The sequence below is a fragment of the Mesorhizobium sp. WSM4815 genome (assembly GCF_055811575.1).
Window position 1 is genome coordinate 373,330 of the sequence record NZ_JBVVQS010000101.1, and the last position, 26,625, is coordinate 399,954.

A 26,625-nucleotide genomic window follows, 5' to 3' on the forward strand; every position below is an offset into this window, starting at 1 on the left:
CACCACACCACAGAAAAACGCCTGAAACGAAGGCGGTGTAGGACAAGAAGAGCCGCAGATGCGGCAGATTCAACCGGCGAAGCGCAAATGTCCAGTGCCCAGGATGAACAATCTAGTCTTGGCGAGTGTCGACGCGTCTTGCTCTGAAACCTGAGGGTTCAATATGGATAAGCCAGTTACTTCGCACGATTTCCCCGACCGGCTCCTCGTGAGCCTTATTGACCAAAACCATTCGGCCTATGAAGAGGCTCGCGGGCTCTACAACGCCATGATCGACAAGCGGCCGCGCTGGATCATCCCCTGCGCCGAGGTCGCCGATGTCGTCGCGGCAGTCAATCATGCCCGGGAGAAGCAGTTGCTTCTTGCCATTCGCGGCGGCGGCCACAGCGGTCCGGGCTTCGGCAGTTGCGACGGCGGAATGGTCATCGACATGTCGCCGATGAATCGGGTCGATATTGATCTCGGGACCAGCACGGTCCGCGTCGAGGCCGGCTGCACCCAAGGCGATGTCGACCGCGCCACCAGCGCTCATGGGCTGGCGGTGCCGGCTGGCCTCGTCTCGTCCACAGGCATCGCCGGACTGACGCTGGGCGGCGGCACTGGCCATCTAACGCGCAAACACGGCCTCACCATCGACAATCTGCTTGCGGCCGAGGTCGTGCTGGCCGACGGCAGCGTCGTGACGGCAAGTGAGAACGAACACCCGGAGCTGTTCTGGGCGCTGCGCGGCGGCGGCGGCAACTTCGGCGTCGTGACGCGCTTCACATTTCAGGCGCATCCGGCGAAGGATGTCTATGCCGGGCCGATCTTCTTCGACATCGAGCATACCGCAGAGATCATGCGCTGGTACCGCGGCTTCCTGCCCGGAGCGCCGCGAGAGCTCGGGATGTTCTTCGGCATCAAGACGGTGCCCTCCTGCGACCCTTTCCCGCGCGAGATCTGGGGAAGGCGCGTCTGCGCGCTGATCAGCTGCTACAACGGCACGGAAGAGGACGGCATCCGGGCGATGCAGCCCGTGCGCGACGCGCTTCCCGGGCCACTGATGGACGGTATGATGCAGATGCCCTTCGTCGATCTGCAGGCGCTGTTTGATCCGCTGCTGCCGAAGGGCTTGCAGTGGTACTGGAAGGGCGATTATGTCGACGAGCTGTCCGATGCGGCCATCGCAGCCCATGCCGAGCACGGCTCGAAGACGCCGAGCGAACTGTCGCTGATGCATCTCTACCCCATCGACGGAGCGGCCCAGGAAGTGGCTCCGGACGCTACCGCCTGGGGAGCGCGGCGAGCGCGTTGGTCCATGGTTATCGCCGGCATCGACCCCGACCCGACGAAGGCGCCGGAGCTGAGGCGCTGGGCAAGCGAGTATTGGGCTGCGGTGCACAAGCACAACCCGCATGGTGGCGCCTATATCAACTTCATGATGGATGATGAAGGCGAGGCGCGTGTACGCGCCGCCTACGGCGCCAACTATGAGCGGCTCGTCGCGGCCAAGCGCAAATACGATCCGGCGAACCTCTTCCGCGTCAACCACAACATCCGGCCGTAAGCCGAGCCTGAGCCTGTCCGTCCTTGGGTCGAGCCGAGGCGGACAGGCCTGTGGCATGCGCAAGCCGGTGTCGCGCCATCGAGGACGACCATCCACAAAATGCGTCCCGCCCCGTCGCGCGTGCCTCTGAAATAAACGAAACACTCCCACCGCGATGCAGAAAAACGTCCGAAACGAAAGCGGTGTATGACAATAAGATCCGAAGACGGGGAAGAATAAACGGACGAAACGAAAATATCCAGAGCCTAAGACAGAACATCTAGTCTTGGCGAGGGTCCACATTTTTTGCTCCGAAACCTGAGGTTCAAAATGCATAGGCCAGTTGCTTCATACGATTTCCCCGACCGGCTCCGCGCGAGCCTTGTTGGCCAAAACCACCCGGCCCATGAAGCGGCTCGCCGGCTCTTGCAACGCCATGATCGACAAGGGGCAGACGTCAACCCAGCTACGCGACGGCTGATCGGGAACAGCCGCCATTCGTACGGCCGCGCGGACACTGCCGATTGGTGATGATCTCGGCTGCCATCGGGCAGCCCACCGAACAGCGCACGAACGCAACAAGAGACCGTGCGCTGAACAACCTGCCGCCGCACATCCAGGAGGATAGCGGTTGGTCGGTTTGCCCAAAGGGCATGAAAAGACGGCCTCATCGATGCGGTGCGGGGCACGGCGCGTCGAGGCCAAACGCTAACCCTCAAAATGGAGAATTGAAATGCTCAAGCTCGTTCTTGCCACTGCCACCTTGCTGTTTGCCTCCGGCATGGCTTTTGCCGGCAGCGACCACTATGGCTCCGACTACAGCCATGGCTCCTTCTATCCGAAGACCGGTGACCATTCGATGGCGTCCGACAACGGCTACGCGCTCGACCCGAGCGGCACAGCGAGTGTCGACACGACCGACAGCGCACCGACCTCGGCAGGAAATTCGATCTTCGATAAGCCCGGACCGGGTTACGGACAGGGGATGTGGGGCAGCCGATAACAGCGTTCGGCCGACACGGTCGAGATTCGACTTCCAGGCGGCGGGCTCGCCCGCCGCTTGGAATCACCTCACGCCCAGCGCAGGGAAGGTCCTTTTCGATCTCGTAGCGTGGGCTGGAGCGGGCCTGGTTGCGCAGCCCGATCGGGTGCGTTTCAGGAGAACTCTCCTCGGCCCGAGCTTTGAGAGCTGCATCTCATTTAATCTGAAGCCGCGCCCAGGCGTGAGTAAGCGCCGCCGCGCGCCACCAATTCATCATGCGGACCTTGTTCGACGATGCCTGTATCGGCGACCACCACGATGCGATCGGCATTGCGGATCGTCGCCAGCCGGTGCGCGATCACCAGCGTCGTTCGGCCCTGCGCAAGCTCTGCCAGCGACTGCTGGATCTCCCGCTCGGTCTGCGTGTCGAGTGCCGAAGTCGCCTCGTCCAGGATGAGGATGGTCGGGTTCTTCAGGAACATGCGCGCGATTGCCAGGCGCTGCTTCTGACCGCCCGAAAGCTTTACGCCGCGCTCGCCGATGATCGTATCGAGCCCTTCCGGCAGCGAGGCGATGAGTTCGTCGAGGCGCGCGCGGCGCGCGGCCTCGACGATCTCGCTCTCGACCGCGTCCAGCCGGCCATAGGCGATGTTCTCGCGGATCGTGCCGCCGAACAGGAACACGTCCTGCTGCACGATACCGATCTGCCCGCGCAACGAGGCCAGCGTCATATCGCGGATATCCAGACCGTCGATGGTGATGGCGCCGCTGTCGACCTCGTAAAAACGCGGCAGCAGCGAGCACAGGGTCGTCTTGCCGGCGCCGGATGGCCCGACGAAGGCGATGGTCTGTCCTGCTGCGATGTTGAGATTGATGCTCTTCAAAACCGGCCGTTCGCCGCTATAGCCGAAGCTGACGTCCCGGTAGCTGATGTCACCCCGGAGCATCGGTGCGTCAAATGCACCGGGCCGATCCGCGATGTCCGGCTCAGTGTCGAGGAGGGCTGCATAGCGGCGAAATCCGGCGATGCCTTTCGGATAGGTTTCAATCACCGAATTGATCTTGTCGATCGGCCGGAAGAACACATTGACCAGGAGCAGGAAGCCAACGAAGCCGCCACTGGAAAGTTCGCCACGCAGCACGAGATAGCTTCCGGCGATCATCACCACCAGTTGGATCAATCGCATGCTCATGTAGCTCAGCGACGTGCTTGCGGCCATGATACGATAGGCATCGAGCTTGGTTTTGCGGTAGCTGGCGTTGTCGCGCGCGAACAGGTTGCGCTCGTGGTCTTCGTTGGCGAAAGCCTGCACCACCCGCATGCCGCCGACATTCTCCTCGATGCGAACGTTGAAATCGCCGACCCGCCCGTAAAGCGCCTGCCAGTTGCGCGTCATGCGCGCGCCATAGCGGCTTGTCACCCAGGCGACCAGCGGCACAATTGCCGCCGTAATCAGCGCAAGCTGCGGATTGACCAGGAACATCAGCGCGAAGGCGCCGATGAACGTCATGATCGCGATGAACAGGTCTTCCGGGCCATGATGGGCAACCTCGCCGATTTCCTCCAGGTCCTTGGTGACCCGGGCGATGAGGTGACCGGTCTTGTGATTGTCATAGAAGCGGAACGAGAGCTTCTGCAGGTGATCGAAGCTCTTCCGGCGCATCTCGGTCTCAATGTTGATACCAAGCATATGGCCCCAGTAGACCACGACCGCCATCAGTCCGGTGTTCACCACGTATATGGCAAGCAGGCCGGCCGACGCAGCAAGGATCAGCAGCCACTGCTGAGTCGGCAACAGCTCGTCGACAAACAACTTGACGGCCATCGGAAACCCGAGTTCCAGCAGGCCAGACAGAACCGCGCAGCAGAAATCCAGGATGAACAGACTTCTCCAGGGGCGGTAGTAGGCGAAAAATCTGCGCAGCATTGGGACGCTTTTCTGTTCGAAGGTCTGGCCTGCCAGGAGCATGGCTATGCGAGGGCTGTCGCTACAGGCATTTCTTGCGGCGACTGCTCAGCGGCGCCGACTTGTCCGAACGGATAGCTTACGATAAGTGGAGTGTAAACATCATATTATGAGGTCTCCATGCTGACTGCGATCACGCGCTGCGAAACGCCGAATGCGGGCAAATATCTCCAGCAGCTTTGCAAGCATTTCGCCCACAAGGTCGAGGTCGCCTATGGCGATGGGCATGGGCAGTGCCGGTTCTCCTGCGGCACGGCTACCATGAATGCCGGTCTCGAATGGCTGGACATAGTGGTGGAAGCGGCCGACACCAAGGCGTTGACCGAGACCAAGCAGGTCATCGGGTCGCATCTCGTCCGGTTCGCCTTCCGCGAAAATCTCCAGCCGCTGGCCTGGCGCGATTGAAGCGTCGTTTGCGACACGGAGCATGCTCATGAGATGGTTCAAGTCGGTCCTGGCCTTGCCGGCATTGGCGCTTTTCCTCGTTCAGGCGTTCGCAACCGAGATCGAAACCGCGAAGGGCCCGGTAACGGTCGGAAAGACGCCGCAAACGCTCGCGGTGTTCGACATTGCGGCGGTCGATACATTGAACAGCCTGGGCGTGAGGATCGCCGGCTTGCCCGATAAGCTTTACGTGCCCGAACTCGCAGGGTTGAAGGATGGCGCGGAAATCGTCGGCACCATCTTCGAGCCCGATCTGGAGGCGCTGAGCGCGCTGGCGCCCGACCTCATCATTGTCGGCGGGCGCTCCTCGCCGCAACTGGCGGCGACCAGCCGGATTGCGCAGAGCATCGATATGACGATGAATGGCGATGATCTGTTCGCGCAGGCGAAGCAGCGCCTGATGGCCTACGGCGCTCTCGTCGGCAAGCCGGCCGAGGCGGCGGCGCTTGCTTCGGAACTCGATGACGCGCTTTCGTCGACGCGTGCCGCCGTCAAGGGCAAGGGCACGGCGCTGATCCTGATGACCAGCGGCCCGAAGGTGACCGCCTACGGCAAGGAGTCCCGCTTCGGTTGGCTGCATTCGGCGCTCCAACTCACGCCGGCGGTTGAGGATGTCGAGGCCGCCACCCACGGCGAAGCGATCTCCTTCGAGTTCCTCCGCGACGCCAATCCGGACTGGCTCATCGTGCTCGATCGCGCCGCGGCGATCGGCTCGGGGGAGCAGAACGCCGGGGCGACGCTGGACAATGAACTGGTGGCCGAAACCACAGCCTGGAAGAAAGGGCAGGTGGTCTACATGCCGGCAGCCGATTTCTACATCGCCGCAGGCGGCGTCCAGTCGACGAAGCGCGTGCTAGAGACCATTCGAGACGCTTTCTCGCGGACCCAATGACCGCCGGATCGCTTGGCTCTCAAGGCTTCGCCTATCAGGCAATCGGCGCCGTAACCCTGCTGGCGCTGTTTGTGGCCAGTCTGTTCGTCGGCGTCGGAGAGCTTACCATAGGCAGTCTGGCCTCCGATCCGGAAGCCTTGCGGCTGATCATGATCAGCCGCTTGCCGAGGACGTTGGCGGCACTTCTGGCCGGCAGCGCCCTGGCCATCGCAGGGCTTGTTATGCAGACGCTTGCCCGCAACCGTTTCGTCGAGCCTTCGACGGCTGGAACCGCGCAATCGGCGGCACTCGGCATACTGGTGGTGACGCTGGTTTGGCCCGATGCATCGCTTGGATGGAAGGCAGCCGGCGCGGCGGTGACCGCTCTTGCCGGGACATCCGTTTTCCTCATGCTCGCGCATAGGTTGCCGCCGACACAACCTTTTCTCGTTCCGCTGTTCGGATTGGTCTATGGCGGCGTCATTGGCGCCGCCGCGATCTTTGCCGCTTGGCACCTGGACCTTCTGCAGTATCTCGAAGTGTGGATGACGGGGGAGTTTTCCGGCATCCTGCGCGGGCGTTATGAACTGTTGTGGGTTGCGGGCGCACTGGTCATATTGGCCTGGTGGACGGCCGACCGCCTGACGATGCTTTCGCTGGGCAGGGACGTCAGCATAGGGCTCGGCCTGAATTATGCTGCTATGCTTCGGCTCGGCCTTGTCATCGTCTCGGCCATCACCGCGCTGACCGTGGTCGTCGTCGGTACGATCCCATTCGTCGGCCTTGTCGCGCCCAACATCGTATCGCGCTTCGCCGGCGAAAACCTGCGCCACACCTTGCCATGGGTCGCCGGCGGTGGCGCGGCGCTGGTGCTTGCCTGCGATATCATCGGCAGGCTCATCCGTTTCCCCTACGAGGTTCCGGTCGGCACGATCCTCGGCGTCGTCGGGGCGGTGCTGTTCCTAGTCCTGCTGCTTGGGCCGAAACAGCAATGACTGAAGTTTTGATGCAACGCGGCCTGGTGCGGCACGAGGGCCGCCTTGCGATGATGGCGGCGGTCGCAGTGCTGGTCGGCGTGGCCTTCATGACGATCGGCCTGCGCGGCGATCTCGCCTTCGTGGTCGAACTGCGCGCAGCGCGGCTGGCTGCGATGGTTCTGGTCGGCGTGGCGGTGGCGGTTTCGACCGTCGTGTTTCAAACCGTCTGCGCCAACCGGATCATCACGCCATCGATCATGGGCCTGGATGCGCTATACGTCTTTTGCCAGACCGCGCTGGTTTTTGCGCTGAGCGGTTTCGGCGTTGCCGGCATCGATCCGCGCCTGCACTTCCTCGGCAATTTCACGGCAATGACCAGCCTCGCACTGGCGCTGTTCCTGCCGATGCTTCGCCAGCGGTTCGACCTGACGCTGATGCTGCTGACCGGCGTCGTGCTGGGCGTGCTGTTCCGATCGCTGACGACGTTGCTGGCGCGGCTGCTGGATCCGAACGATTTCGCCGTACTGCAGGGTACGGTCTTCGCCAGCTTCAATGCGGTGGAACCCGATCTCCTGCTGTTGGCCGGCCTGATCACCGTGGTGGGTGTCGCCATCGCCTGGCGGGCGCGACATGTTCTCGATGTGCTCGCGCTGGGCACCGACACAGCCATCGGGCTCGGCGTGGCGTGGCGCGGCACGGCTGCCGGGCTGCTGGTTGTTGTCGCCGCGCTCGTGTCGGCGTTGACGGCGCTGGTTGGACCGATGGCGTTTCTGGGGCTCCTGGTGGTTTCGCTCACTGGGCGCATCGTCGGCACCGACCGGCACGCCATCCTTCTGCCGGCAGCCGCGCTCACGGCGATAATCGTGCTCGTCGGCGGCCAGACAATCCTCCAGCATGCTCTGGGCGGGGAAGGCAGCCTCGGCATCGTCGTGGAATTCGTCGGCGGCATCGTGTTCCTCGCCATTCTGTTTGCCGGGGGCCGGCGATGATCGAGATTGCAGGCGTCTCCCTGGCTCTTGGCGGCAGCCGCATTCTGGACAATGTCAGCCTGACCGTGCCGAAGGGCGGCGTCACGGCGCTTGTCGGACCGAATGGCGCCGGCAAGTCCAGCCTGTTGTCGTTGATCGCCCGCCTGCGACCCCTGCAAAGCGGCCGCATCACAGTCGACGGGCTGCCGGTCGATACGACGCCGAGCCGGCAGTTGGCCAGGATCATGGCCATTCTGCGACAGGATCCCGGCGTCGCAAGCCGCCTGCGTGTCGCCGAACTGGTGGGGTTCGGTCGTTTCCCGCACAACCGCGGGCGGCTGACCGCGAAAGACCGCGAAATCATCGCGGCGTCGCTCGAACAGTTCGATCTCAGCGACCTGGCGCTGCGCTTCATCGACACCTTGTCAGGCGGGCAACGGCAGCGCGCCCTCGTCGCCATGACCTTCTGCCAGGGGACGGATTACATCCTTCTCGACGAGCCGCTGAACAACCTCGACATGTTTCATGCAAGAAACTTGATGCGGACGCTGAGACGCATCGCCGACGAGCACGGCAAGACGGTGCTCATCGTGCTCCACGACATCAATCATGCAGCCTCGTACGCCGACCGCATCGTCGCGATGAAGGACGGCGCCGTTATCGCATCGGGCGAAACCGGCGACATCATCCGGCCGGATATACTGGAGAGCATTTTTGGCTTCTCGATGCGGGTCGAAAACATCGCCGGTCGGCTGACCGTCCTGCACCACGCCTGAGTAAGCTCCGCGGCTGCAGCGCTCGAAGAGCGCAGCAGTTACAACGGTTTGCATAACTGGATTTTTTTTATCAAGTTTATTGCCGCGGCGCAACCGATGGGTTAAGGCAGTCCCAGCAGGCGCGGTTCGCGCCAGCCGGGGCTACCGTATTCGAGGGGATTTAGCCGATGTCATCCGATCTGTTGCGAGCGCTGACCGTCAGCACCGCGATGTCTATTTTCTTGTGTCCCGAAGCGCTGGCGCAGTCTGCCTCCACCCCAGAAGCGGAAGCCGGAACGACCACGTCCGAAGAAAATGAAGAAGCCAAGGCTCCGGCCGGGGGCACGCAACTCGACACCATTCTCGTCGTGGATGTGGGGGCGGGCGCCAACGCGACGGCCGGCGCCAACCTGATCACCATCGACCAGCAGGAGATCGATCGCAAGAAACCGCAGGATTTGAGGGAGGTGTTCTCCGGCGAGCCGCAGATCGCCGTCGGCGGCGCGATCCCCAGCACGCAGAAGATCTACGTCAACGGCGTCGATGAGAACAATCTGGCGGTGACTGTCGACGGGTCACGACAGAACAACAAGGTGTTCCACCACAACGGCACCTATCTGCTCGACCCGGCACTTCTAAAGGCCGCGTCGGTGCAGGCAGGCGTCGCGCCGGCCGACGCCGGTCCGGGCGCACTGGCGGGCTCGCTTGGATTCGAGACCAAGGACGCCGTCGATCTGCTCGAACCCGGCCGCAATTTTGGCGGTTTCGTCACCGGCATATGGGACACCAACAGCGAGACGTTCACCACCGGGGTGAGCGGCTTCGGCCAGCAGGACGGCTTCGAGTATCTCGGCTACATCAATTACGGCCGTGGCGGCAATTTTACCGCCGGCAACGGCCAGGAGATGCCGGGGACCGGAACCGATCTGATCAGCGGGTTAGCCAAGATCGCCTATGAGAGCGTCGAGGGCCATCGTTTCGAGCTCAGCCACGAGCAGGTCCGCGACGATGCGCTGCGCCCCTATCGCGCCAACGTCTATATCGACCGAGGCGCCGAGCCTGAACTCCGGAACTATGATCTGCGACGCCAGAACACGGTCTTTACCTATACGGATACGTCGCCGGAAGGCTGGTGGGACCCCAAGATCGTACTCGCTTACAGCCGCACCCAGATCGGGACACTGGAAACGGATCGCACCGACGCCAATATCGTGTCGCCGACCGACGGCGCGACCAGCAGCTTCAACGGCAAGGTGGAGAACCGCTTCGCGCTCGACATCGGCAGCGTCACTGCCGGCTTCGATTTCTACAACGACAGGGCGGACCTGGATTATCTCAACTCGACCGAGCCGTTCTTCACGGACGAGCGCGCCACCAATATCGGCGCCTATGCCCAGGCGCGCCTGGAGCCTTTCGACCGCACCAGGATTTCCTTCGGCGGGCGCGCCGATCACCAATGGTTCACCGGCGTAGACGACTCGGACTGGAACAACGCCGGTATCAGCGGCAACATTTCGGGCGAGTATGACCTTATGCCGGAGTTCCTGACGGTAAAGGCTGGGACCTCGCATGTCTGGGGCGGCGTTCCGTTGGCGGAAAACTACCTGCAGAACCCGCTGTGGACCTATGGCGACGGCCCGGAGCCGGTGACGTCAAACAACTATACGGCCGGTCTGGAGGCGCGCTACAACGGTTTCACCATCGAGGCGAACGTGTTTCGCACCGACATCAACGACGCGCGCCTGCCGGTGTTCGGACGTGGCGCGCCAGTACCTGCCTTCACATCGATCCGAACGCTCGATCTCGTTTCCAAGGGTTGGGAGATCGGCGGCCGCTATGATTGGGACGCCGGCTTTGTCAGTGTGAAATACGCCGACATCAACGCCGACGTAGACGGCAAACCGGCCGATACGGAGATCGGCCGCTATTTGACGACGCCCCTCGGCCAGATCGTGATGATCGGCGCTGGCTACACATTCGACGATTGGGGCGTCAAAGTCGGTGGCGACATCGAGATCGCCTTGAAGACCGACAGGACCCTGGTGCGGCATGACACCGACCCGACAAGCGCAAAGAAGGAACTGCCGGGCTATGAGGTGGTGAACGCCTATGTCGAATGGACGCCGCCTTCGAAGCCGAACTTCACGCTGCGCGCCGACGCTCTCAATATATTCGACGAAGATTATACGGACCGAGCCGCCTACGGTCAGGATTTTGCGGAACTAGGACCGGGCAATGAACCACACAAAGATCCGGGCCGCTCGTTCCGTCTGAGCGTCACGGCGCGGTTCTGACCCGGAGCGCCACGGCGCGTCGAAAAGGCTGGCGCGGGAGTGACCTGTGCCGGCCCTGAAACTGGTCTCGAAACGCAGTCGCTTACGCTACGCCGGCGCGAACCGGTGCTTCGCGGTCCGCCCGCAGCAGACGCATATTGCGGGCGTCGTTGGCGAGTATGTTGAAGCAGTCGCCGCCGAACCATTCCAGCGAGGCATCCACCTCCTCGCGTTCGAACAATTCGTCGAGGAATTGCAAATAATCCACCGCGCCGTCGAAAAGCGCGGTCATGCCCGTCCGCTTTCCGGACGCGGCATAGACGTTTGCCGGCTCGAAGACGGCGAGGTCGGCACGCGAGCGGACATTCTTCAGATGATAGTGCCGGATATGCGGCAACAGGGCGCGATGCGCGGCGACCGGATCGGCGCCGCCTTCCCAGACGTGCAAGGTGTCGAAATTGATGCCCAGCGCCGGATGGTCGACCTCCTCGAGCAGGCGCTGCGTCGACGACAGCGTATCGGCAAGCGTTCCCGGATGTGTCTCCACCAGGATCTCGCAGCCCTGGTCCTGCGCCATCATGCAGGCGTCCTTGAGCCGCGCCGACAGTCGCCGGCGCGCTTCGGGCGAGGTGTCCCGGCTTGCCGACTTGCCGGCGAACGTGCGCACCTTGCGGGCGCCCCAGCGGCCGGCCAGACGGCAGAGGTTCGACGTGGCGTAACGCAGCGACGCCAGATCCTCATCGAGAGGCAGATAGTCGCTGAGCATCGGCACCGAAAGGCCGAATGCCGCCATCCAGTCGGCATTGCGCTCGGTCATATGCTGCATGTTGCGCGCGTGTGCCCCCCAGAGCTCGATGCCCTGGAAGTCGTTCGCCGCCGCCCATCGCGCGATGTCCTCCAGCGACAGCAGGTGATGGCGGAAGGTGATCGTGCAGAGCGACAGCCTCATGCGACGGCGTCCTCGACATCGTGGCGCGGCGCGTGCAGGAGGCCGCGCGTGTCGCACCATACCCGATATGTTTGGGCAAGGCGGCGCTTCAGCGAGCGCTCCATCGCGTCCAGCATATCGAGTTTCTCGAACACCCGCGACGCCAGGGCTTCGTCGCCTGTCTGGCTGAGTTTCATGATGGCGTAGTGAAGCGCCTTGAATTCCTGGATCAGAGATTCGATGTCGTCGCAGATCGGATCGAACTCGGCGTTGGAAAGCTGCAGCGATCGCCAGAAAAAGGCGAAGCCGTGCTCCAGCGCGTATTTGCGGATCGAGATGACCGGCAGCTCGCGCAGCGCCATCGACAAATCGGGCAGTTTCACGCCGTCGCGGCCTTCCAGATGCGCCCGAACGACTTCGCGCGTTGCGCGCGTCAGCAGATTGTCGTCTTCATGGAAACAGGCAAGGAAATAGTCGCGCAGATCGACAGCGGACGGTTTCCTGATGTCGGCAGCGTCGAAAATGAAGCCGCCGGCAACGGTCGGCTGCATGATCGCATTGATGACTTTCTGCTTCTCGATCCTGCCTTCCCAGCGGAAATCCGGATCTAGAACCATCCATACTGCGGGATCCTCGGTGTGTTCCAACATCAGATAATGCGGGAACGGGTTCTGGTTGAACTTGTTCTCGCGCTCCGGCAGATGGAAGAGATCGAGCATGACCATCAGGTACTCGCTCTGCTTCTTGCGCTCCAGAAGCTCCAGCATCGTCGCCAGGTTCTCCACCTTGGCGGCGTCCGGCCGATACCATTGGCGGACCTTGGCGCCATACAGGCGCTCGAACCAATCGCGGAAGAAGTCGTGGTTGATTTCAGGCGTGTGATACGCCAGCCGCCAGCTTTTATCGACGGCGAAACCCGCATCCCAGACGCCGAAGAAGAAAGGTCGATGATCGAGCTGCCTTTGCTTCACCGCGTGGCAGACATTGCTGACGAAGCAATGGACCTTGATGTCGACGAAGTCCTCGCCATGCACGCCGATCCGCTCAGCCGCTTCTCGTTCCGCGCGAGCGAGAACAAGTTCCTTAGCCGGCTTGACCAGTGGCTCATTGGATTCCGAGGCGTTGACGAACAGCCGCGCCAGATCGTCCACCGTATCCAGATCCTGACGGCTGATCACCTCCTCGGGAAGCGCGACACCGTGGTCGAGTTCAAGCGCCAGCATGAGTTCGAGAATGAGCACGGAATCGAGATACAGATCCTCGTTCAGCCTGGCTTGCGGTGCGAAGCTATCCATGTGCTGGTTGTCGAGCTTGTCGCGCAGGATCGTCCCCATCGCGTCGAGTATTTGATCGTAGGTCATCAGGCTGCCTCCGTCCGTACCGGCGCGAATTCGCCCGTGCCATAGCGCGCAGCCACGTCACGCCGGCTGATCTTGCCGTTCGCTTGGCGCGGGATCCGCTCCACCTGGACGGTCTCGGTTGGCATCTGGTGTGCTGCAAGCCGCTCGGCGCACCATTGCCGAAGCTGCGACCGGTCGACCGCATGTTCGGCGCTGAACAGAAGCGCGACGCGCTCGCCCGCGAACGCATCCTGCTTGCGGAACACGACGGCGTCGCCAATGCCGCCGAATGTCATGACCACGTCCTCGACTTCCTTCGGATAGACGTTGAGGCCCGAGACGTTGATCAGGTCGTCGAGACGCGACAGGAAGACCAGCATGCCGTCGTCGCGGCGGTAGCCGAGGTCGCGCGTCTCGACGACCACGCCTTTGCGCTCGACGGCAATTTCCTTCGGGTCATTGGAAGTGCCGGCGTCTCGCAACGCGAAGCGCGGCAGCACATAGCCGACTTCATTAGCCGCCTGCACATCCGGGTTGATCGCTATGCAGCCGGCTTCCGAGCAGCCGTACTGCTGGAACATGTGCCTGGACTTGGCCCTGATCTGCCCGAACCAGGGGTCGGGCAAGAGGGTGCCGGATGTCATCGTTGCGTGGATCTGCTCGCCGGCCGGCAATAGCCTGGCGAGCGTGTGAAGGATGGCCGGCGACGAGATCAGATAGGGGCGCTCCGTTTCGCGCAGCTTGCGCAGCAGGAATTTGGGGTTCCCGGTGTCCAGTATTGCGGGCGACTGGCCGCGCTTCAGCGCCGCCATTACGCCGCAGATCAAGCCGTAGGAATGGGTGGTTGGACCGGCGATCAACGGCGTCATGTCCTGTGGCTCGACAAATGCCGAGGTGTAGCTCTCGATCTCGTCGTCTATGTCGCGCCAGGCGCGCGCGATGCATTTCGGCTCGCCGGTCGTGCCAGAACTCATCTGCAGCAGCTGTCCAGCTTCGCTGGCGCGCTCCTCGCAGATCGGCTCGCCTTCCAGCCGGTTGTAGAAAAGCAAGTTGCACTTCGCTGTCTCCGCCTGCCGGCGCGCCGCGGCATATGGCGTCGAGGGATGCAGCGGCAGCACGCTGGCGCCGGCCGCGCGCGCGGCAAAGAAGAACGCCAGCCAATCCTGCGCCTCGGAGAAACAGACCGCAAAACGGTCGCCTGCGCGCTTGTCGAGTTGCACCGCGGCCGCAATGCGATCCGCCGCGTCGCGGAAATAGGTTCGATCAAAGACCGTGTCGTTGATAGTGATCATTTTTCTGTCTCCTTACGCGACTGCAAGGCTGTTTGGGATTTCGTGAGCGCATTCGGTGCCCGGTGGCGCGAGCTTGCGTCGCAGCAGCGATTCCGTGCGGATGCGTGGCCGGAACAGGCCAAGCGCGGCCTGCCGGTGTGTCAGTCCGAACTGCCGGCAATGGTCCTGCAACTGCCTGCCGACGCCTGACCAGAAGCTGTCTTCGTCGAGGCCGTAAAAATGCCGCAGCAGATGCGAGATCTCGGCGAGGTTGTAGACGAACAAGGCGTCCAGGCAGAGCTCGCCGAGCAAATCGGCGCTCTCCATCCAGTAGTACTGGTTCGGCGCGGCATCACGATAGGCGGGGTTCAAGGCGAGGAAGTCGGGAACAGTGGAGGGATCGCGCAGGAAGCCCGGTACATATTCGACGCTGTCGTGGAAGTCGCGCATCGCCAGTCTCACGGGCCAGCCATCGCGATGGATCAGGATCAGGTTCTGGCCATGCGCTTCCGTGGCGATGCCATGGCCGACGAGCAGGTGAAACACCGGCATCACCACCGTAGCCACAAGCTTGTCGAGCCAGGCGTCCAGCCCGTACTGCTCGACCCAGTCCGCGACGAACGGCCGGCCGTCACTCTCCAAGCCCATCAGCGCGTTGAGCGGCACCGCGGTTTCGCCGGGCTGGAGGCTGCTCGTAACCTCGTCCCGCCAGATCGCGGCGATCTGTCCTGCCAGCGGTCCTTCCCGATCTGCGATCGTGCCGGCATATTCGGCGAGGATCGTGAGCGGATAACGCGCCTCGAACAGCGTATCGCTGGCGACAATGTCCTTGAGCCAGCGGCTGATCGACGGCGCGCTGCACACCGAATGCGGCTCGATGATGCGCTTGGCCGACGAGTTGACGAGATTCATCGGCAGTTTGAGATTGGCGCGTCGCGGGTGATCGCGATTGAACAGCGTCCGCACGGATTGGCTGGCGCAATAGCGATCGCCGGCATGGCCGAGGAAACCGGCGGAGCCCTCCGCCAGCCAGCGCGACAGCTCCGAGCCCTGTAACGCTTTCCATTGCCAGGGATGCAGCGGCATCAGGCCGAACCGCCTTGCATTGTCGCCGAGCCGGGCACGGCGCTCGTCCAGCAGCGCGTAGGTTTCGGTGCCGAGTTCGTGCCTCCAGAAAGCCTGCTCGTCCGTGGGAAACGCCGAGTGCAGACGTTCGGGCGCAACCGCCAGCCAGGCCAGTTGGAAGGCGTTGCCTGCTTCGGGGCCGTACGCCGCGTGGTCGGCGTAGTCGAAGCCGGTGCGCGCCTTGAAACACGGATGATAGGGATGACCCTCATCGATCGCGCTGTCGAGTTGCGCAAATGGCAGATCGCGGCGCGGTCTGGGCCGGAGATTGAGCTGGTTCCAGGCGCTGAAATCGAGCGTCCGATCCAGTTCGGACGTGAGTTGCGCGCGCCGTTCGGGGCAGGTGTTTATGCTCGCAAGCAGATCGCCGAGCGTCGCCGGGCGCCATTGGTCGGCGCAGCCCCGCTCAATCGTCTCGGCGACAACCCTGACCCGGCCGAAGGCGCCGATCGATCCCTCGCAGCGTATCGAGGCGCCGCCGCAGCGCCATTCGAAGCGGGCTTTCCCGCCGTCTCGCGACACCGCGCATTCGACCAGGCCCTCATAGACCAGGGCTTCCGCGAGCTGGCGCATCACACGCAGCTCGGGGATGCCGTGGAGATCAAGAGGCAATGGCATGTGCCTGCTCCGCGGCGACAAATAGCCCGACACGGCTGAGTGGATTGGGAAAATGCGTGTAGACGGCGCTGCCGCCCTCGGCCAGCTCATCGACATCCTGCAGTCGGATTGCCAGGTTGGCCTTCGCGGTGATGTGCGGCTTGTCCAGCAGGCTGGTCGCGAATTCCCCGCCAGCGCCAGTGAGCTCTTGCGCCAGCTTCTTGAGCCGCGCACGCAGTATGGCGAGCAGTTCGGCCTCGCTTGCCAGGCCGTCATGCCCGGCGCGCGCGATGACCGAGAAGATCTGGTTGACGATGAGATAGTAGGAGAGCCGCTCGCGAATCTCGCGGTCGTCGAAGAAAAGACTGCGGATCTGGACAACCTCGGGGACCAGGCCATACCACCGGGCCCTGAAATTGTTCGAGAGGTAGAATCCCTGGCTGTCGCGATAAAAATATCGGCTGGGCAGCCCCTGCTGCGACAGGTCAAGCAAGCTGTTCTGCTGATGCGCTTCCAGCGCGACGCCGAACCGGTCATAGAGTTTGACCAGCGGATCGAGCGCACAGTCGAGATAGCATTCGAACCAGCGACGGCACGCCTGCCGCACCGAGATATCCTGATCCTGCGCGACGCGCCGGACGATGGTTTCGAACAATGAGCTGTGTCCGGGACGTGGTTCGGCCGTCAGTGCCGAAACGGTGATCACCGGGTCGCCGGCGCGGCCCCGGAACGGGTTTTCGCGGAAGATGACCTCGAAACCGCTCTCGGCCTGCCCGGAAAAATCCAGCGTCACGTATGCGCTGTCGTGGAGAAAGCCGAGGCGCGGCTCGAACATGTCGATCCCGGCGCGTTCGAACAGGCGCGCCACCGCAACGCCTGCTTCCAGCTCGTGCCGCCTGTTGACGCGCCTGGAGTTGGTGATGCGGACGGGCAGCGAGAATTTCGGCATCCAGGCGGCGTCATCGCTGTAAACCGTGCGCACCGAAGAAGTCGCCGTGAACACCGGCCCTGCCGGACCGAGATACCGGATCTGCCCGGAGTCCATGAGCGCGCGCACCGCCGGGTCGAGCATCAATGCTTGCGCCTGAAGCGGGTGCATGGGCAAGAGCATCTCGCCGTTACCTGCGGCTACGTTGCCGGCGTCATTCCCCAGCAGTGAACTGACGATCGCGGTCACCGGGGTGCCGGCGGAATCCTCGCGGACAAGGTGGGCAGCGGCGGCGAAATAGGCCAGCTGGAAACCGCCGCGCAATTCGGGGGCATAGACCTCCTGCTGCCAGTTCGACATGCCTTGCAGGCTCTTAGGCGTCGGATGCAGCGGATGTCCGAAATACAGGGATTGCTCCGCGGCTATGAAGCCGACCGATGGCGGCGCCCGATCGGCGGCGTCGAGGTAACGCTTCGTCGCCTGACAGCTTTGAAGAATCCGTTCGAGGAGCTCCACATCGGCTTGTCGGTGCGTGGCCGATCCGGCTTCTCTGGCTCCCAGCACAAGCAGATGCACGGCCAGGATCGGTTCTATCTCGTGCCAGTTCGGACCTGCATCCTGACGAATCCAGATCTGTCCAAACAGGTGCATTCCGCAAAGCGATCGGGATTTCATTTCGATGCGCAGCACGGCATGCCGCGACGGCAGGGAAATCTCCACGCAATCGAAGTTCCGTTCTCCGATGCGGTGGAACACCGGAATCCCGGAATTCAGCTCACGCAAATAGCTGTTTGCGAAGGCTCGAAAAATTGCCTGTTCTGCTGCAATCTGATTCTTGTCGATCATTCGTTGCGGACGCCATGTCGCACAGACGCCGGGCAGGCGCTCTGTGCTGAGTTTCAAAGGTTTTGATGGCGCCGCGCGTGAAGGGCCAGCCTTGCTGCGGCCGCGGCTAAAACTAAACTACGATTGTCATGTTATCCTAGTCAGCTGCGCGGATCAACCTCCGAAGGCGGTCATCTGGGCAATGCACCGCGGCTCATCTGGACAGTTCGATCTCGGCCGCGATTGCCCTTTTAGCCGAAACGGTTGGCACGGAAGGTTGCAAGCATGGGATGCGGATTGCCGGAGGCGATTTCCTTGGCCAGCAATTCGCCGACGATCAGTCCAAGCGTGGCGCCGCTGTGGCTAAAAGCGACGTGAAGGTCGGCGACGGTCTCGACGGAGCCAAGCACCGGCTCGCCATCGCCGGGGATAGGCTTCGGGCCAACGGCGTAGGTTGCGAGTTGGAGCCGCGGATTGCCGTCGAGCACGGCGGTAGCTTCGTCGAGCAGTCCCTTTACGGTTTTGTCGTGCACGGTGTAAGTGCCGTCTGAGTTGACCACGACTTCTTCCTCCGACCATGCCGAATCCAAAACAAGTGCGCCATCCGGCGTCGGGCGCACCGCAACACGCGGCGTATTCAGCACGGCACGGAGGTCGGTCTTGATCGGTTTGGTCTTCAAGAGAAGTGAAATCGGCGTGGCGTCGGGGACATGGACTCCGATCTCCGCAAGCATGCAAGGCGTCGCTGGCCCTACGGCAAGGACGACTGCATCCGCCTCGACCGGCGTACCGCCAGCAGTGATGACGCCACGTGCACGACCGCCTGTGGCAACTATCCGCACGCGTCCAGCGTCCTGAACAAGCTTGCCACCGCGGGAGCGGAATTCATGGAGCAGCCGATCGATCAAAGACGGCAGGTCAACCCATCCTTCGCCAGGATTGAAGATGGCGCCCTGCGGGGCGATCGCGTTGGCATCGATGCCGGGCGTCACTGCGCCAACTTCGGCAGGGTCGAGCAGAAGCGAGTCATAACCAATATCCTGCTCCAACTGCCACATCGACGCGATCTGGTTCGCCTCGTCATCTGCATCCCAGGTGAGGCCGCCGTCAAAGCGAAGCCACGATGCGGCTTCCGGCCTTGTAGCGGCCAGGGTCCGATAACGATCGATGCCTGCAAGCCTCAAGCGGTGATAGGCAGTGTCCGCGCGTCGCGCTGAGTTCAGCCAGGAAAGTGAACGGCCGGATGCGCCGTTGGACGGCGCGCCGTCGTTGACAATGGTCACATCAAAGCCAAGGCGGGCGAGGTGCAGCGCCGTCGATGTGCCAAAAATGCCTGCGCCGACAACGACGACATGGCGCGGCTTAGGGGATGGAGTCATAGAGAAATCCTTCTACGCGGAAGATGGGCTGAGTGTGAGATCGCCACACGCGCGGCGGGACTAGTAGTCCGACAGCTTCTTCATGTAGCGCCGGCCCTCGAGCATCGGCCGATCGCGCAAACCGGCCAGCTTGTAGGCAAAACGCCATAGAGTGTCGAAGAAGACCAAAGGCACGAGATAGGGTTTGATGTGTTCGGACATACCGCTGAGGTCGAGTTCGGCTCCATCGAGCACCAGGATGTTTTCCCGGCTGCCGTACTCGATAAGGAAATCGCGGGCGCGTTCGGAAAGGCTCCGCGTCTCATCCAAACCCAGCAAGACAATGAAGCAAGCATCCTTATCCACGACTTCGAATGGGCCATGAAAGAACTCGTTCGCGTGTATTGCCTGCGAGTCGTACCACTGCATTTCCATGAGCACGCAGATGGCGTAGGAATAGGCCGCACCGTAGCTGGCACCGCTGGCTAGTGTGTAGATTGCCTCTCGAGGTGCGAAGCGAGGGGCAAACGCCTCGAACCGGTCTGCGTAGGCCCGGTGCGCGCGCTCGATGGCCGGTTGAAGATGGCCCAGGGAGATCAGCAGGTCACCGGTTAGCCCGCCATCTTCCCGAGCATCGATCAAACCGGCGAGCAGCATGTAGAGCACGCCGTAATTGCTGTAGGCTGCATCGATTGCTTTGCCCGTCGTGTACGAAGCCTGGTAGGCAATCGGGTGGTCGACCGCCCGCGCGAGGGGCGATGTCTGGTCGAGCGTCATGCCGATTGTCGTTGCGCCTCGCGTCCTGGCATGATTGGCCGCCCGCACTGTCTCCTTGGTGGTTCCTGTCTGCGAGCAAAGGACAACGAGCGTGTCAGGTCCCAACCGCCGCGGATCTCGGCAGACGAATTCATCCGCGTTGTAGCTGTCACAGGCGAATGTCCCATTGTGGCGGTCGAGGAAGTATTTGCCTGCCATCATGATCGAGAGCGAGCCGCCGCACGCCACGAGAAAGAGGTGCGAAAACTGCCTGCCCGCGGTGGCGTTCAGAGCGCGTTCTACGTCGGCAGGCAGGGCGGAAATCATGAGCATCCTCGTCTCGCTGACAGAGTTGGGGTCGGCGCGCAATTGACAGGCAGCAGTCATTGTGCGAACGTTATCACATCCTATAAGCTGAAAGTCCTGCAATGGTCAAGATTGCCGCGATGGGCGATAACGTGGTCGATTGCTACCTTGATCGCGGCGAGATGTATCCTGGCGGAAACTGCCTCAATGTCGCAGTCCACCTGAGCCGCTTCGGCGGGCAGTCGGCCTATGTTGGAGCGATCGGAAAAGACCGGGCCGGGGACCTGATCTGCACGGCACTGGCGTCGGAGCGCGTTGACATCACCCGATTGCGGCGCCTCGAAGGGCCGACCGCTTACTGCCTCATAGGTCACCATAACGCCGATCGGATTTTCCTGGATTTCGACCTCGGTGTTTCGATGTTCACGCCGACGCATGAAGATCTGGATTTTCTCTCAGGCTTTCAGGCCGTCCACATCGGCCAGTCCAGCGGGTTAGACCCGTGGGCTGCCTTAGTGTCGGGTAACTCTCTATTATCTTACGATTTTTCTACGCGACGGGAACCGGAGCATCGGCGAAAGATTGGACCTTACTGCTATCTGGCTTCCGTCTCAGGGGATGGTCTCGACGACAAGGAATTGGCCGCAGTCGTATCCGAGCTGCTTGCATGTGGTTCAAAGTGGGTTTTGGTGACTCGCGGTCGAGCCGGCGCGGTGCTTCACAGAGACTCTGTCTCCTACCACACTCCGGCGCGGCTGGTCGAACCCGTCGACACCTTGGGCGCGGGCGACACCTTCATCGCCCGAACGCTACTCGGCCTGCTTAACGAAGAGGCGCCTCAGGACATTCTCCGCCATGCCGCAGAGGCGGCGGCTGCAACCTGCCAGTACTACGGCGCGATCGGCCATGCGTCAGCAATAGATATCGGGAACATGACGCCCGAGATCCTCCGCGAGGCCCGGCACGCTCCACCCGGGAAAGCTGTCTAGCTGCGAAATTCTCCGAAACAATTGACGCGAGGAACGGATAATGCTAGGGGAAGTGATAACGTTCTCATCCGCTCAACGAAACGCCGCCTAAGAGCATTTTTGATGGATCAGACGTCGAGTGGAACCGCAAGGCCGGGTTCGGCCGATTAAGAGGAGAAGACATGCAAACAAATTCGAGCAGGCGCCACCTGGTGAAATGCGGTCTGGCGCTGACCGTCGCGTTGGTGACAGGATTTGGCACATTGGCCTGGTCCACGCAGGCAAAGGCGAGCGACAACCCCTACAATCTAATCGACCCGATGGCGATCAGCGTCGGAACGATGGGCGATGCGAAGCCCTACGTCTTCACCGACGCCAATGGAAACTTCACCGGCTTCGATGCTGAACTCTTCCGCGACGTGGCGCGCCGGCTCGGGTTCAAGGAGGAGCAGATTGTTTTCACCGGCCAGGAATTCTCGGCGCTGCTGCCATCCGTCGCCAACGGCCGCTTCGACGTCGCTGTCGCCGCGATTGGCACGACTGCGGAGCGCAAGAAGACCGTGGATTTTAGCGACGGATATATCGCCGGCTATCTGTCGATCATTTCGGCCGATCCGGCTCTGACGAGCAATGAGAGCACCGCCGGAAAGCGCATCGGCGTCATCCAGGGGACGCTGCAGGAAATCTATGCCGAGAAGAATCTGAAGGGCGACATCGTCAAGTTCCCCGATAACAACACCGCAGTGGCGGCGCTGAACAACGGGACGATCGATGGCCATTTCACCGACTATGAGTCGGCCAAGCAGTATGTAGAACGCTACAAGAACCTGAAGATAACAATGAACGTACCGTCCTTCGATGCGCCAGCCGGGTTCGTCGTCAAGAAAGGCAACGATAACTTCCGCGAGGCACTGAACAAGGCGCTGCGCGAGGCCATGGATGATGGCACCTGGAAGCGGCTGCACGAAAAATGGTTCGCGGGCACCCCGATGCCGGATCAATATCTGCCCAAGAAGTGAGTTCGAGCGACTTTGCTGTGTTTCCGGCCGGGCCCGTGAGCAACGGTGCCCGGCCGAGTTATAGATGGACCTGATATGAGCTGGTTCGATACCTTCTCCCGCAGCTTCCTTGATTTCCAGGCGATGGCAGACGTTCTGCCAAACATGGTGATGGTCGGCCTCAAGAACACCCTGATCCTTGCCGTCGCCTCGACGTTTTTCGGGACGCTGATCGGTATCGTCCTCGCCGTGATGGGGATTTCCGAAAACCGGCCGCTGAAACTCCTCGCACGGGTCTACACCGATATCTTTCGTGGGCTTCCCGCCATTGTGACTATTCTGATCATTGGCCAGGGCTTCGCGCGGTTGGGCCGCGATCTGTTCGGTCCATCGCCTTATCCGCTGGGCATTCTGGCACTCAGCCTCATTGCCGGCGCCTACATCGGGGAAATTTTTCGGGCCGGCATTCAGAGCGTCGAGCGTGGTCAGATCGACGCCACCCGCACTCTCGGAATGACGTATGGCCAAGGCATGCGCCTGGTGGTGATCCCGCAAGGCATCCGCCGCGTGCTGCCGGCACTGGTCAACCAGTTCATCGGCAACGTCAAAGACTCCAGCCTGGTCTATTTCCTTGGCCTGCTCGCCTCCGAACGCGAACTGTTCCGCGTCGGCCAAGACCAGGCCGTGCTGACCGGCAATTTGTCACCACTCTTGCTGGCCGGCGTGTTCTATCTCGTGATCACGGTGCCGCTAACCCACCTCGTCAACTACATCGACGCGCGCATGCGCGTCGGCAAGCGTATCAGCGCCGTGCAGAGCGGCCTCAAGGAAGTCGCCGAGCTGGCTGACGCCGGTTTGCCGGGCGCAGCCAAGGCGCCCGCACGCTTCAAGGGTGGCAGCATCGAGGTCAAGAATATCGACATGGCCTACGGCGCCGTCCAGGTGCTCCATGACGTCAGTCTGAAAGTGGAGCCCGGGACGGTCACCTGCCTGATCGGGCCCTCCGGCTCAGGCAAGTCGACCTTGCTGCGTTGCCTCAACCGCCTCGTCGAATGTCGAGCCGGAGACATCCTGCTCGATGGCGAAAGCATCTACAGCCAGACCCCTGACCAGCTCCGGCGGCGTGTCGGCATGGTTTTCCAGCAATTCAACTTGTTCCCCGACCGCAGTGCGCTCGCCAACATCACCCTGGCGCTGCGCAAGGTAAGAGGCATGTCACGCGAGGCGGCTGAGCGCGCGGCCTCAGCAAGGCTGCATGAAGTCGGACTCTTGGAGCGCAAAGACCATCGGCCGGCAAATCTTTCGGGCGGACAGCAGCAGCGGGTGGCCATCGCGCGAGCCCTGGCCCTCGAACCAGAAATTATGCTGTTCGACGAAGTCACCAGCGCCCTCGATCCGGAATTGGTGAAGGGTGTCCTGAACTTGATGGCCGACCTCGGACGGGGCGGGATGACGATGGTCGTCGTTACGCACGAGATGAACTTCGCTCGCAAGGTTGCAAACCAGGTTGTATTCATGGACGAGGGACGGATTGTCGAGGCAGGGCGACCAGCCGACCTTTTCGACAATCCGCAAAGCCCACGCCTTCGGCGCTTTCTGTCTGAGGTGCTCTGATTGCAATAGTGTGTGCAACGGCGAGTGCTGCTGAGTTCGGGCTTGCGGGGCGGGCCTAACTGCCACTAGCTCGTCTTTGCGACGCACGAATGGGCGGCGGGGCTTGCTGAGTGATTCAAAGATCATCAAAAAACGCAACCATCATAGAGGTTGCTCGCCGGGCCGGGGTCAGTTCCGCCACGGCGGGGCGTGTGCTTGGCGACTACGGTTACAGCAGCCCCGAGGTTCAGGAGAAGGTGCGCGCCGCCGCAACTGCGCTCGGCTATCGCCCCAATCGCCTGGCAAAAGGTCTGATCACCGGTAAGACGCAGACTATCGGAGTTGTGGTCGGCGACATCGAAAGCCCATTCTACGCGAGCGTCTTGCGTGGGATAGGGGATGTTGCGCGCCGTGGCGGCTTCGGGGTTATCGTTACGAATAGTGACGAAAATGCCGAACTCGAGCGAGAGGCAGTGCAACTGCTGCTGGAAAAACAGGTCGACGGTTTGATCGTCTCGTCGACCTTCGCGGATCAGCCGGATCATCTTCGTGAGGCAGTCGCGGCCCGCTGTCCCGTGGTGCAGTTCGACCGCATCGTGGCGGGCTTGGAAACCGATACCGTGGTGGTCGACAACGTATCTGTAACGCGCAGCAGCATCGCTGCAATGATTGAGGCCGGACACAGCCGCATCGGCATACTGGCCGAACTAGGTCCGGGCCAGCGCGATGATGTCGGCTCGTTTGTGGCGAACGCTGACCTCTCCAGCGCCGAGGTTCGCTACCACCATCCAAGCTGGCAACGGCTGTTGGGTTATCTGGAAGCCCATCGTGCCGCAGGAATCGAGCCGGATCTGCCGTTGATCCGCCGCGTGACGGTCTATTCCAGCGAGGCGGCCCGCAAAGAGGCGCTCGATCTGCTGACGATGCGCAATGCGCCGTCCGCCCTATTCACCGCCGACGGTGTGATGTCGACAGGCGTTCTGGAGGCGACTTCCGCACTGAAGCTTGCGATTCCAGGAGACGTTTCGCTGCTTTGCTTCGACGATCTCGACTGGATGCAGTTCGTGGCACAAGGTATCACAGCCATCGCGCAACCCGCCCATTTGATCGGAGCGGCGGCGGCGGAGCTTCTCTTGAAGAGGCTGGCGGAGGCCACCTTACCTTTCGAGCACCGTGTCCTGGCGGCCCGCTTGGTGGAGCGCAATTCGATTGCCGTGCATGTCTAAGGCTGGACGATCTGAAGTCCCCTGAGAGGGGAAGAAGGCCCGTCCCTGACATTCAATCCCTGCCTGCCTTGACCTACAACGGTCGTAGGTCATTCAGGAAAGCATCGCCAGGTCAGTTGAAACCGCTGACCTGAGCTTGCCTGGCGGTTCATTCACCAACACTGGCGACCCTAACGGCTTCGGCGCCGGTCCTCGTGAACGAGGACAGCCGCTGCGATGGCGGCGCTTGTCGTCTCGGCCGGGCGGGTGCACGAGCAGTTGTGAAATATATTTCTATATGTGAATTTTATTGACACTCGTGCCAACTGCTGCGAATGATCAACTGCTGGGCCTCGGGAGGAGGTTCGGCCTCATCAACCACAAGCGGCGGCACGCAAGTGTCCGACCGCCCATTGACCAGGCTTCGGCCGAGGGAGGACTCTTGCGCAAATTTTTGAGCATGCTCGCCATTTCGGCAGCCGCCACCACAGTGTTGGGGGCAAGCCACGCCGCTGCCCAGGCCGCTAACCCGTTCAAATGCGAACCGGGTGAAAAATACGTCATGAACGTCATGGTTTCCGGCGTCGAATATTGGTTCCCGGTCTACGAGATGTTCAAGCAGGCTGGAAAACAGTTCGGCTGCGAGACCGAATATACCGGGACCCCCGAATACGACGTGAACAAGCAAATAGCGACGTTCGACCAGGCGCTGGCTCAGAAGCCGGCTGGCATCCTGGTCCATCCGATGAACTCCGATCCCTTCATCGAGCCAATCAATCGGGCCATTGAGCAGGGAACGGCAGTGGTCACATTCGCCGCAGACTCGCCCAACTCCAAACGCGTATCCTACATCACCTCCGACAACGTCGCCGAAGGCACCTATGCCGCCGATGCAGTCGCCAAGGCGATGGACGGCAAGGGCGAATACGCGGTCCTCGAAAACCCCGGACAGGACAATCACGACAAGCGCATTGCCGCCTTCATCGCCCGCATGGAAGCCAAATGGCCGGATATGAAGCTCGTCGGCCGCGCTGCGTCGAACCAGGATGCGACGAAGGCCTACCAGGCCGTGCTCAGCCTTGCTCAGGCGCATCCCGATCTGGGCGCGGTGTTCATGCCGGAAGCCAACTCGGCAATCGGCGCAGCTCAGGCCGCCAAGGAAGGCGGCGGCAAGATCCGGGTCATGCTGGCCGACGTCAACGCCAAGATCCTCGACATGATCAAGGCCGGCGAAATCTTTGGCTCAGTCAACCCGAACCAGGGCATGCAGGGCTATATGGGATTCATGCTGCTGTGGCTGGCCAAGCATCCTGAACTGATCGATCCGATGAACGACGCCCGGCGGTCGGGCTTCAACGGCATGAGCGTGCCCTTCGTCGACAACGGCTTTTCCATCGTCACCGCGGAAAATGCCGATGATTTCTATTGGGACGCCTACCTCAAGCGGCGCGGCACCAAGGGCATCGAGGAATAAGGCCCGCCGCTCTCGGAGCTCCTTCGGAATGCTCGACCGGGCGGGGGGGGGGGGGGGCCCCCCCCCCCCCCCCCCCAAAAAAAAAAAAAAAAAAAAAAAAAAAAACCCCCCCCCAAAAAAAAAAAAAAAAAAAAAAAAAAAAAACAACCACAAAAAAAACACCAAAATAATAAAAGCCCAAAAACAAAAAC

Annotated in this window: 22 protein-coding genes; 14 read left to right on the forward strand and 8 right to left on the reverse strand. The window is 61.8% G+C overall.

What is annotated here, in order from left to right:
* The first annotated feature begins 208 nt into the window (after positions 1 to 208).
* On the forward strand, positions 209 to 1,546 hold the full coding sequence (locus AC0L2B_RS27300; protein ID WP_473747530.1) for an FAD-binding oxidoreductase: 1,338 nt from the start codon (positions 209 to 211) through the stop codon (positions 1,544 to 1,546).
* A gap of 712 nt (positions 1,547 to 2,258) precedes the next feature.
* Positions 2,259 to 2,528, forward strand: a complete 270-nt coding sequence (locus AC0L2B_RS27305; protein ID WP_473747532.1) for a hypothetical protein — start codon at positions 2,259 to 2,261, stop codon at positions 2,526 to 2,528.
* 197 nt (positions 2,529 to 2,725) lie between these two features.
* On the opposite strand, the gene AC0L2B_RS27310 is transcribed toward AC0L2B_RS27305, so the two are convergent.
* Positions 2,726 to 4,435, reverse strand: a complete 1,710-nt coding sequence (locus tag AC0L2B_RS27310; RefSeq protein ID WP_473747533.1) for an ABC transporter ATP-binding protein — start codon at positions 4,433 to 4,435, stop codon at positions 2,726 to 2,728.
* 159 nt (positions 4,436 to 4,594) lie between these two features.
* On the opposite strand from AC0L2B_RS27310, the gene AC0L2B_RS27315 reads away from it, so the two are divergent.
* From AC0L2B_RS27315 to AC0L2B_RS27340, 6 genes are all read left to right on the forward strand, one after another.
* The gene (locus tag AC0L2B_RS27315) at positions 4,595 to 4,879 is read left to right on the forward strand and encodes a DUF2218 domain-containing protein (RefSeq protein ID WP_473747535.1); all 285 of its coding nucleotides are present in this window, start codon (positions 4,595 to 4,597) and stop codon (positions 4,877 to 4,879) included.
* Between the two features lie 28 nt (positions 4,880 to 4,907).
* Positions 4,908 to 5,810: a siderophore ABC transporter substrate-binding protein gene (locus AC0L2B_RS27320; RefSeq protein ID WP_473747537.1), complete on the forward strand. Its 903-nt coding sequence runs from the start codon at positions 4,908 to 4,910 to the stop codon at positions 5,808 to 5,810.
* Positions 5,807 to 6,784, forward strand: a complete 978-nt coding sequence (locus AC0L2B_RS27325; protein WP_473747539.1) for an ABC transporter permease — start codon at positions 5,807 to 5,809, stop codon at positions 6,782 to 6,784. The genes AC0L2B_RS27320 and AC0L2B_RS27325 overlap by 4 nt, the downstream gene beginning before the upstream one ends.
* Positions 6,781 to 7,755 carry an iron chelate uptake ABC transporter family permease subunit gene (locus AC0L2B_RS27330; protein WP_473747540.1) on the forward strand — a complete coding sequence of 325 codons (975 nt, stop codon included), beginning with the start codon at positions 6,781 to 6,783 and terminating at the stop codon, positions 7,753 to 7,755. Before AC0L2B_RS27325 ends, AC0L2B_RS27330 begins: the two co-directional genes overlap by 4 nt.
* On the forward strand, positions 7,752 to 8,510 hold the full coding sequence (locus AC0L2B_RS27335; RefSeq protein ID WP_091589887.1) for an iron ABC transporter ATP-binding protein: 759 nt from the start codon (positions 7,752 to 7,754) through the stop codon (positions 8,508 to 8,510). The genes AC0L2B_RS27330 and AC0L2B_RS27335 overlap by 4 nt, the downstream gene beginning before the upstream one ends.
* Before the next feature lie 167 nt (positions 8,511 to 8,677).
* Entirely contained in the window at positions 8,678 to 10,783 is a 2,106-nt protein-coding gene (locus tag AC0L2B_RS27340) for a TonB-dependent receptor domain-containing protein (protein WP_473747541.1), read from the forward strand.
* A gap of 82 nt (positions 10,784 to 10,865) precedes the next feature.
* On the opposite strand, the gene AC0L2B_RS27345 is transcribed toward AC0L2B_RS27340, so the two are convergent.
* The 5 genes from AC0L2B_RS27345 to AC0L2B_RS27365 are packed head-to-tail and all read right to left on the reverse strand — an operon-like array spanning position 10,866 to position 17,449.
* Positions 10,866 to 11,711 carry a sugar phosphate isomerase/epimerase family protein gene (locus AC0L2B_RS27345; RefSeq protein ID WP_473747542.1) on the reverse strand — a complete coding sequence of 282 codons (846 nt, stop codon included), beginning with the start codon at positions 11,709 to 11,711 and terminating at the stop codon, positions 10,866 to 10,868.
* Positions 11,708 to 13,051, reverse strand: coding sequence for a DUF6005 family protein (locus tag AC0L2B_RS27350; RefSeq protein WP_473747543.1), 1,344 nt, complete (start codon positions 13,049 to 13,051; stop codon positions 11,708 to 11,710). Before AC0L2B_RS27350 ends, AC0L2B_RS27345 begins: the two co-directional genes overlap by 4 nt.
* Complete coding sequence (locus AC0L2B_RS27355) at positions 13,051 to 14,322, reverse strand: AMP-binding protein (protein ID WP_473747544.1); 1,272 nt, start codon at positions 14,320 to 14,322, stop codon at positions 13,051 to 13,053. The genes AC0L2B_RS27350 and AC0L2B_RS27355 overlap by 1 nt, the downstream gene beginning before the upstream one ends.
* Positions 14,323 to 14,334: 12 nt before the next feature.
* Positions 14,335 to 16,044, reverse strand: a complete 1,710-nt coding sequence (locus AC0L2B_RS27360) for an IucA/IucC family protein (protein ID WP_473747545.1) — start codon at positions 16,042 to 16,044, stop codon at positions 14,335 to 14,337.
* Complete coding sequence (locus AC0L2B_RS27365) at positions 16,028 to 17,449, reverse strand: IucA/IucC family protein (protein ID WP_473747755.1); 1,422 nt, start codon at positions 17,447 to 17,449, stop codon at positions 16,028 to 16,030. Before AC0L2B_RS27365 ends, AC0L2B_RS27360 begins: the two co-directional genes overlap by 17 nt.
* Between AC0L2B_RS27365 and AC0L2B_RS27370 the strand changes: the two genes are divergently transcribed.
* Positions 17,345 to 17,863, forward strand: a complete 519-nt coding sequence (locus AC0L2B_RS27370; protein ID WP_473491859.1) for a hypothetical protein — start codon at positions 17,345 to 17,347, stop codon at positions 17,861 to 17,863. The genes AC0L2B_RS27365 and AC0L2B_RS27370 overlap by 105 nt on opposite strands.
* A 164-nt stretch (positions 17,864 to 18,027) precedes the next feature.
* Here AC0L2B_RS27370 and AC0L2B_RS27375 read toward each other — a convergent pair whose 3' ends face one another.
* Together AC0L2B_RS27375 and AC0L2B_RS27380 are read right to left on the reverse strand one after the other, a co-directional pair.
* The gene (locus AC0L2B_RS27375; protein ID WP_473747547.1) at positions 18,028 to 19,155 is read right to left on the reverse strand and encodes an NAD(P)/FAD-dependent oxidoreductase; all 1,128 of its coding nucleotides are present in this window, start codon (positions 19,153 to 19,155) and stop codon (positions 18,028 to 18,030) included.
* Positions 19,156 to 19,215: 60 nt separating this feature from the next.
* On the reverse strand, positions 19,216 to 20,223 hold the full coding sequence (locus AC0L2B_RS27380) for an SIS domain-containing protein (protein WP_473747548.1): 1,008 nt from the start codon (positions 20,221 to 20,223) through the stop codon (positions 19,216 to 19,218).
* A 95-nt stretch (positions 20,224 to 20,318) separates the two neighbouring features.
* Here AC0L2B_RS27380 and AC0L2B_RS27385 point away from each other — a divergent pair, with 95 nt between their 5' ends.
* The 5 genes from AC0L2B_RS27385 to AC0L2B_RS27405 all read left to right on the forward strand — a co-directional run bounded on the left by AC0L2B_RS27385 (position 20,319) and on the right by AC0L2B_RS27405 (position 26,434).
* A complete protein-coding gene (locus AC0L2B_RS27385; protein ID WP_473747549.1) occupies positions 20,319 to 21,185 on the forward strand; it encodes a PfkB family carbohydrate kinase in 867 nt (288 codons plus the stop codon).
* A gap of 161 nt (positions 21,186 to 21,346) precedes the next feature.
* Positions 21,347 to 22,183, forward strand: coding sequence for an ABC transporter substrate-binding protein (locus AC0L2B_RS27390; protein WP_287244877.1), 837 nt, complete (start codon positions 21,347 to 21,349; stop codon positions 22,181 to 22,183).
* A gap of 75 nt (positions 22,184 to 22,258) precedes the next feature.
* Complete coding sequence (locus tag AC0L2B_RS27395; RefSeq protein WP_473747551.1) at positions 22,259 to 23,776, forward strand: amino acid ABC transporter permease/ATP-binding protein; 1,518 nt, start codon at positions 22,259 to 22,261, stop codon at positions 23,774 to 23,776.
* 110 nt (positions 23,777 to 23,886) lie between these two features.
* Positions 23,887 to 24,981, forward strand: a complete 1,095-nt coding sequence (locus tag AC0L2B_RS27400) for a LacI family DNA-binding transcriptional regulator (protein WP_473747552.1) — start codon at positions 23,887 to 23,889, stop codon at positions 24,979 to 24,981.
* A 421-nt stretch (positions 24,982 to 25,402) separates the two neighbouring features.
* Positions 25,403 to 26,434, forward strand: coding sequence for a substrate-binding domain-containing protein (locus tag AC0L2B_RS27405; protein WP_027156384.1), 1,032 nt, complete (start codon positions 25,403 to 25,405; stop codon positions 26,432 to 26,434).
* The last annotated feature ends 191 nt before the right edge of the window (positions 26,435 to 26,625 follow it).